The organism is Nocardia sp. NPDC060220 (assembly GCF_042727815.1).
Lineage (GTDB): Bacteria > Actinomycetota > Actinomycetes > Mycobacteriales > Mycobacteriaceae > Nocardia.
Genome location: NZ_JBHWZY010000290.1, coordinates 1 through 7,560, shown reverse-complemented (window position 1 = coordinate 7,560; position 7,560 = coordinate 1). Strand labels below are relative to the sequence as shown.

Below are 7,560 nucleotides of genomic sequence, written 5' to 3'. Positions count from 1 at the left end.
ACCTGCTGTGCCACCTTCCCAAGGATCGGCGCATCCGTTCCGGCTGCTCGGCGTCTACGCCGCGCTGCTGGCCGTGATCTACGCGCTGGTGTTCTTCACCGGTGACCATTCCCCGTCGGCCAAGCTCGGCATCGACCTGCAGGGCGGTACCCGCGTCACGTTGACCGCGCGGACCCCCGACGGCAACAAGCCGAGCCAGGACAGCCTGAAGAAGGCGCAGGAGATCATCGAGAGCCGCGTCAACGGTCTCGGCGTCTCCGGCTCCGAGGTGGTCATCGACGGTGACAACCTGGTCATCACGGTGCCCGGTGAGGACAGCCAGCAGGCACGCGCGCTGGCCACCACCGCCAAGCTCTACATCCGCCCGGTGCTGTTCGCGACCGAGCCGCAGGCAGGCGGCGCGGCTCCGCCCGCGACCGGCACCGCGCCACCGGGTGGCACCGCGCCCCCGGCGGCCACGGAGACGCCGGCGCCCGTGCCCGGCGAGTCGACCCCGCCCGCCGAGGGCGCGACGACCCCGGCGCCGCAGTCGCGGGTGTTCCCCGCGCAGGCACCGCCGACGCCGACGCCGCCGCCCGGTGGGCTCACCACCCAGCAGCAGCAGGCCAAGGAGATCGCCGACGCCAAGGCGCTGCGCCAGAGCACCGATCAGCAGGTTCAGCAGGTCGCCGTGGCGGCCATGGACTGCACCAAGCCCGACCCGCTGACCGGTAACGACGACCCGGCCCTTCCCCTGGTCACCTGCTCGCAGGACGGCACCGAGGTGTTCCTGCTCGGCCCGAGCCGCATCGACGGCCAGGAGATCGCCGACGCGACCTCCGGCCTGAACTCCCAGCAGGCCCGGCACGAGGTGAACCTCGAGTTCAAGTCCTCCGGTGCCGACGCCTGGTCGAAGTTGACCGGTGAGTACGTCAACAAGCGGGTCGCGTTCGTGCTCGACTCGAAGGTCGTGAGCGCGCCGCAGGTGCAGCAGGGCCCGCAGCTGGGTGGTCGTACCTCGATCTCGGGCAGCTTCACCGCCGACAGCGCGGCCGAGCTGGCCAATACGCTGAAGTACGGTTCGCTGCCGCTGTCGTTCCAGACCTCCGAAGCGGAGACGGTCTCGGCGACGCTGGGCCTGTCCTCGCTGAAGGCGGGTCTGCTGGCCGGCGCCGTCGGCCTGATCGCGGTGCTGCTGTACTGCCTGCTCGTGTACCGGATGCTCGGCCTGCTGGCCGGGTTCTCGCTGATCGCGGCCGGTGTCGCGGTCTACGGCATCATCGTGCTGCTCGGGCGGTGGATCGGGTTCACCCTCGACCTCGCGGGTATCGCCGGTCTGATCATCGGTATCGGTTTGACGGCCGACTCGTTCGTGGTGTTCTTCGAACGCATCAAGGACGAGATGCGCGAAGGCCGCAGCTTCCGCTCGGCGGTGCCGCGCGGTTGGCAGCGAGCCCAGCGCACCAACCTGTCCGGTAAGACGGTCAGCTTGATCGCCTCGGTCGTGCTGTACCTGCTCGCCGCCGGTCAGGTGAAGGGCTTCGCCTTCACCCTCGGTGTCACCACAGTGCTCGACGTGATCGTGCTGTACCTGGTCACCGCACCGCTGCTGATGCTCGCCTCGCGATCGCCGTTCTGGGCCAAGCCGTCGGTGAACGGACTCGGCTCGGTTCAGCAGATCGCCAGGGAACGCGGCCAGGCCAGGTCGAAGGAGATGTCACGATGAGCAACGACAAACCCACCGAGGAATCGGTGAACCTGGACTCCTACGAGCCCACGCAGGGCCCGAAGCACGGGTTCTTCGAACGTCTCTACACCGGCACCGGCGGCTTCCCCATCGTCAGCAGGCGCAAGTTCTTCTACGCGCTGTCGGCGGTGCTGCTGCTGATCTCGCTGCTCAGCATCGGGGTGCGCGGTTTCACCCTCGGTATCGACTTCGAGGGCGGCTCGCGTATCCAGATCCCCGCGGCCGAGGGCGTCACCACCCAGGAGGTGGAAGACGTCTACTCGCAGGCGCTCGGCCATGGACCGGTATCGGTGCAGAAGGTCGGCTCCGGGGACGCGGCCACCATCCAGGTGCGTTCGGAAACGCTCGACCTGGAACAGATCGACCAGCTCCAGACCGCGCTCTACGACGAATTCCAGCCCAAGGACTCGTCCGGGCAGGTGAGCCGCAACGCCATCAGCATCGCCGAGATCAGCGAGACCTGGGGCGGGCAGATCACCCAGAAGGCGTTGATCGCGCTGGCGGTGTTCGTGCTGTTGACGATGGTCTACATCGCCATCCGTTTCGAGCGGGACATGTCCGTCGCGGCGATCGTGTCGCTGTTCTTCAACCTGTTCGTGACGGCGGGTATCTACTCGCTGGTCGGGTTCGAGGTGACACCGGCCGCGGTGATCGGTCTGCTCACGATTCTGGGCTACGTGCTCTACGACAACGTGGTGGTCTTCGACAAGGTCGAGGAGAACACCCGTGGCGTGCTGCACCTGAACAAACGCACCTACGCCGAACAGGCCAACCTGGCCGCCAACCAGACGCTGATGCGCTCGATCAGCACCACCGTGATCGGCATCCTGCCGATCATCGGCATGCTGGTGATCGCGGTGTGGTTGCTCGGGGTCGGCACGCTCAAGGACCTCGCGCTGGTGCAGCTGGTCGGCATGATCGTCGGCGCCTACTCCTCGATCTTCCTCGCCGTGCCGGTGCTGGTCTCGATCAAGGAACGCTGGGGTCCGGTGGCCGCGCACACCAAGAAGGTCCTGGACAAGCGCGCCGGTGTCGGTGCGGGCGCTCGGGTTCCGGTGGGCGCGACGGCTGCCCGTGGCGCGCGACCGACCGGCAGCGGTGCGCCGCGGCCGGGGTCGCGTCCGAGTGGGAAGCGGCAGCAGAGAAGGCACTGACGACCGACTAGCAGGGGGTCTCATCATGCGACGCAGCACGATTCGACTGATCACCGTGCTCGCCACGGCGGCTGTGACCACCTCCGTGGTGGCCGGGTGCTCGACCAAGAACCAGGTGCCCTCCATCGGGTACGCGGTCGACGCCGCGGTCGCCAGCTACAACGGCGCGAGCACGCTCGGCGCGAGCAGCGGCGCCGCGGCGGTGTTCGGCCGGGTGCTGACCGGGTTCTTCTACACCGGACCCGACGGTCAGCAGGTGGCCGACACCGACGTCGGCACGGCCAAGGAAGTGCCGGGCGAGACGCAGACGGTGCAGTACCGGCTCAACCCGGACGGGGTCTACTCCGACGGGGTGAAGACCTCCTGCGACGATCTGGTGCTGGCGTGGTCGGCGCGCTCGGGCAAGTTCACCCGCCCCGGCGACCGTGGGCCCGTCTCGTTGTTCGACGCCGCGAGCACCGTGGGCTACGACGAGATCGAACGGATCGACTGTCAGCCCGGGTCCAAGGACGCCACCGTGGTGTTCCGGCCGGGCAAGCACTACCTGCCGTGGCGGACGCTGTTCACCGCGGCCGAGGTGATGCCTGCCCATGTGGTGGCGCAGGCGGTGGGTGTGCCGAACGTGGTGAACGCCCTGCAGACCGGCGACGGTGCGGTGATCGGCCGGATCGCCGACTTCTGGAACACCGGCTGGACCGTGAAGGCCGGGGGGCTCGACCTGACGAAGTTCCCGTCGTCGGGGCCGTATCGGATCGAATCCTTCAGCGCGAAGGACGGTCTGGTGCTGGTCGCCAATGAGAAGTGGTGGGGTGAGGCGCCCGAGACGAAGCGGATCGTGGTGTGGCCCAAGGGCACCGACTTCGCTGCCAAGGCGAAGGAGAACGCGCTCGGGGTGGTCGATCTCGGGGCCGGGTCGGTCGCGGATCTGAAGCTCGACGGTTTCGACGAGCAGACGGTGGCGAGCCGTAGCGCCGAGCAACTCGTGCTCGCCACCGGTGGGGTGTTCTCACGGGTGGAGGTGCGCCGGGCGTTCGCACAGTGTGTGCCGCGCCAGGCACTGTTCGACACGCTGGGTAAAGCGGGTGAGCCCGCGCCGCATGGCCTCGGCGCGGGAGTGCTGAACGCCCATGTGGTACAGCAGGATGCGCTGTACTACCCCGCGGTGACCGGAGGTGCCGACCGGTATCGCGGTGCCGACATCCCCGCGGCCACCGCGACGTTGGCGTCCTCCGGCACGGCGCAGCCGACGGTGCGGATCGGGTATCAGGGTCCCGATGCCCGCCGTGCGCAGACCGTGGCGATGATCGCCGAGACCTGCCGCGGCGCGGGCATCACCGTGGTCGACGCGGGTTCGCCCGACTTCACCCCGGTGAAGCTCCCCGAGGGCGCGGTCGACGCGGTCCTCGGCGGAACCGGCGCGGTGCCGGGGCCCGCGGGATCGAGCGAGGGCGCTGCCGCGTTCGCCGCGTTGCGGGCAGGTAGCGGCCTCGATTTCGGTGGCTTCGCTAACGGTCGCTACGATGCGATCACCGATCAGCTTGCGGGCGAAGCCAACTCGACCGCGACGCTGAACCTGCTGACCGAGGCCGAGAACCTGCTGTGGGCGCAGCTACCGAGCATTCCGTTGTTCGCGACGCCGCGCATCATCGCGTTCGGTAACGGGATGCAGAACGGGATCGCCGGGCCGACACAGTCCGGTACCGGCTGGAACATGGATCGCTGGGTGTTGCAGCGATGAGCGCACGTGATGAAAGAGGGTTGATGAGCAAGCACGCGGTGGTCGAGTCCGACGATCAGGCCAGTGAGCGCACCGCCGAGGCGGCCGCCGCGGTCACCCGGCTGACCCGCTGGCACGACGACTTCCCCACGCCGGGTGTGCGTTTCGCCGATCTCACTCCCGTGTTCGCCGACGCCGTCGGCTTCCGCGCGGTCATCGACTGCTTCGCCGCCATCGCCCCCGACGCCGACCTCGTGGCAGGCGTCGACGCGCGTGGCTTCCTGCTCGGAGCGGGCGTCGCCGCGACGCTGGGCACCGGCGTGCTCGCCATCCGCAAGGGCGGCAAGCTCCCGCCGCCGGTCGTCTCACGCGAGTACAAGCTCGAATACGGTTCCGCCGCACTGGAAATCCCCGCCGACGGCGTCGACCTCGAGGGCAAGCGGATTCTGCTGCTCGACGACGTCCTCGCCACCGGCGGCACCCTCGCCGCCGCAGCCGCCCTGTTCAAGGAGGTCGGCGCCGAGGTGGTGGCCGCCGCCGTGGTGATGGAACTCGAGTTCCTGAAGGGCCGCGAGCACCAGGGCGACTACCCGGTGAGCTCGATCGTCAAGATCTGACTCAGCGCGCTGCCCGCAGCATCGGCCACAGCATCGGGCCGCCCGGCACCTGCAATTCGCCGGTCACGACGAAGCCGAAGCGTTCGTAGTACGGGACGTTGACCAGGTTGCTCGATTCCAGATAGGCGACAGCGTGCTCGGCGTCGACGCGGTCGAGCCGGCTGTGGAGCAGGGCGCTCCCGTAACCTCCGCCTCGGACATCGGGGGCGGAGCCGAGCATCGCCAGATACCAGTGTGGTTCGGTCGGATGGTTCTTCTTCAGCAGGTCACCCACCTGTTTGCCGGCCAGGGTGCGGCGGCCGAACGCGCGCCAGATACCGGGCAGCGTGCGAAGTTCGGCCAGGGGTGACGGGTTCTGACGGTGCGGTGGGGTCCACAGGGCCACGCCGCCCACCGTGTCGTCGGGGCGCAGTGCGAGGTCGGAGACGTCCGCCGGTAGGAAGAGATGGCGCGCCATCGTGGCGAAGAACCGGGGCAGGCCGGCGGCTCGCCGATCCGGATCCGGCAGGATCCAGCTCATCACCGGGTCGTGCTGGAACGCCGCGGCCAGCGTCTCGGCCACCGCGCCGACATCGTGCCGGGCCGCCTTGCGCACCACAATCGTCGCCATCGCACTCCTTCGATCCGGGGTCGCCCACGAGATGGCGACTCGCGTCCAGGCTAGCTTTTCCATGACGGGCCTCACAGGAGGAGAAAAGGGGTGGCGCGTCGGGGTAGCTCGGTGTTATCAATGAAGGGTCTTGTTCCCGGCGATCGGAGCCACGCGTTGATTTCTTGAGGTAGCGCTCTCGGACGGTCCGCATTCTGCGCACCGTGTTTCCGTCGCACCTCCAGGGGATCCGCATGACCTCTCTTTCCTTGTCCGATCTCACCTTTCACTGGCCGGATGGCACCGCTGTCTTCGACGGGCTCGATGCTGTCGTCGGCCCCGGTCAGATCGGTCTCGTCGGCAGCAACGGGGCCGGCAAATCGACGCTGTTGCGGCTGGTCGCCGGTGAACTGAAGCCGGTGCGTGGGTCGATCTCCGTGCCGGGCAGTCTCGGCTATCTCCGGCAGGACCTGGGCATGCAGACCGGTCAGCGGGTGGACGCGGTGCTCGGTATCGCCGAGGTACGCGGCGCGCTGCACCGCATCGAGAGCGGCACCGGCGAGCCCGCCGACTTCGACACGGTCGGCATGTCCTGGCAGATCGAGGACGAGGCTGTCGCACTGCTCGGCAAGCTCGGTCTCGACTACGTCGCCACCTCGGTCGACGACCTCGACCGCACCCTGGACACCCTCTCCGGTGGCGAAACCGTGCTGCTCGGCCTGGTCGCCGAACTACTGCGCGAACCCGACGTGCTGCTGCTCGACGAGCCGACCAACAACCTCGACGCGGTCGCCCGCGGGCGGCTCTACGAGGTGATCCGGCAGTTCGCGGGCACCGTGATCGTGGTCAGCCACGATCGCGAACTGCTCGATCGGATGGACGGCATCGCCGAACTGCGCGCGGGCGAAATCCGCTCCTTCGGCGGTGGTTTCAGTGACTACGAGCGGATCATCGAGGCCGAGCAGGAAACGGCGCGCGCCGCCGTTCGCGATGCGCGCAGCGATGTGCGCAAGCAGGCGCGCGAACTCGTCGACGCCCGAACGAAACTGGACCGGCGGGCGCGCTTCGCGCAGAAGATGCAGGACAACAAGCGGGTACCGAAAATCGTCGCGGGACTGCGCAAGAACGCCGCGGAGGTATCGGCGGGCAAACTGCGCAACTCCCATATCGACAAACTCGACTCTGCCCGCGAAACTCTTGATCACGCCGAGGAATTGGTGCGCGCGGACCGGGAGATCCGCGTCGAGCTTCCCGGCACCCGGCTGTATCCGGGACAGGATGTGCTCGACCTACAGCAGGTCGAGCTGGCCAACGGTCCGGTGGTCGACCTGCGCGTGAGCGGACCGGAGCGGATCGCGGTGACCGGCCGCAACGGCGCGGGCAAAACCACCCTGCTGCGTCGGATCGTCGCCGAGGGACCGAAGGTTTCGTGGCGGTTGTTGCCGCAGCGACTCGATGTCTTCGACGAAACGCGAACGGTGTTCGAGAATGTCGCCGCTGCGGCACCGCACGCGACACCGGAACAGATCCGCGGTCAGCTCGCGCGCTTCCTGTTCCGCGGCGCCGACGCCGACATCGCGGCCGCCGCCCTCTCGGGCGGTGAACGACTGCGCGCCGCCCTGGCCACCCTGCTGCTCGCCGAACCGGCTCCCCGGCTGCTGATGCTCGATGAGCCCACCAACAACCTCGACCTGCCCAGCCTGGCTCATCTGACCCAGGCACTGGCGAGTTTCGAGGGTGCGCTGATCGTGGTGAGC

Annotated in this window: 6 protein-coding genes; 5 read left to right on the top strand and 1 reads right to left on the bottom strand. The window is 68.4% G+C overall.

All coding sequences use genetic code 11. The annotated features are described in order from the left end of the window. The first annotated feature begins 7 nt into the window (after nt 1–7). Genes secD through ACFWF3_RS16775 form a run of 4 tightly spaced genes read left to right on the top strand, consistent with a single transcriptional unit; the run spans nt 8 to nt 5,214 of the window. Nucleotides 8–1,705: a protein translocase subunit SecD gene (gene secD, locus ACFWF3_RS16790; RefSeq protein WP_379314378.1), complete on the top strand. Its 1,698-nt coding sequence runs from the start codon at nt 8–10 to the stop codon at nt 1,703–1,705. Next, nucleotides 1,702–2,880 (top strand): protein translocase subunit SecF, encoded by a 1,179-nt coding sequence (secF, locus tag ACFWF3_RS16785; RefSeq protein WP_378988978.1) that lies wholly within the window; start codon nt 1,702–1,704, stop codon nt 2,878–2,880. Before secD ends, secF begins: the two co-directional genes overlap by 4 nt. A 25-nt stretch (nt 2,881–2,905) precedes the next feature. Next, on the top strand, nt 2,906–4,618 hold the full coding sequence (locus ACFWF3_RS16780) for an ABC transporter substrate-binding protein (RefSeq protein WP_379314377.1): 1,713 nt from the start codon (nt 2,906–2,908) through the stop codon (nt 4,616–4,618). Between the two features lie 23 nt (nt 4,619–4,641). Further along, a complete protein-coding gene (locus ACFWF3_RS16775; RefSeq protein ID WP_378626917.1) occupies nt 4,642–5,214 on the top strand; it encodes an adenine phosphoribosyltransferase in 573 nt (190 codons plus the stop codon). A gap of 1 nt (nt 5,215) precedes the next feature. Here ACFWF3_RS16775 and ACFWF3_RS16770 read toward each other — a convergent pair whose 3' ends face one another. Next, nucleotides 5,216–5,824: a GNAT family N-acetyltransferase gene (locus tag ACFWF3_RS16770; protein WP_379314376.1), complete on the bottom strand. Its 609-nt coding sequence runs from the start codon at nt 5,822–5,824 to the stop codon at nt 5,216–5,218. Nucleotides 5,825–6,057: 233 nt separating this feature from the next. Between ACFWF3_RS16770 and ACFWF3_RS16765 the strand changes: the two genes are divergently transcribed. Then, nucleotides 6,058–7,560, top strand: a 1,503-nt coding sequence (locus ACFWF3_RS16765) for an ABC-F family ATP-binding cassette domain-containing protein (RefSeq protein ID WP_379314375.1), incomplete at its 3' end; no start/stop codon positions are given.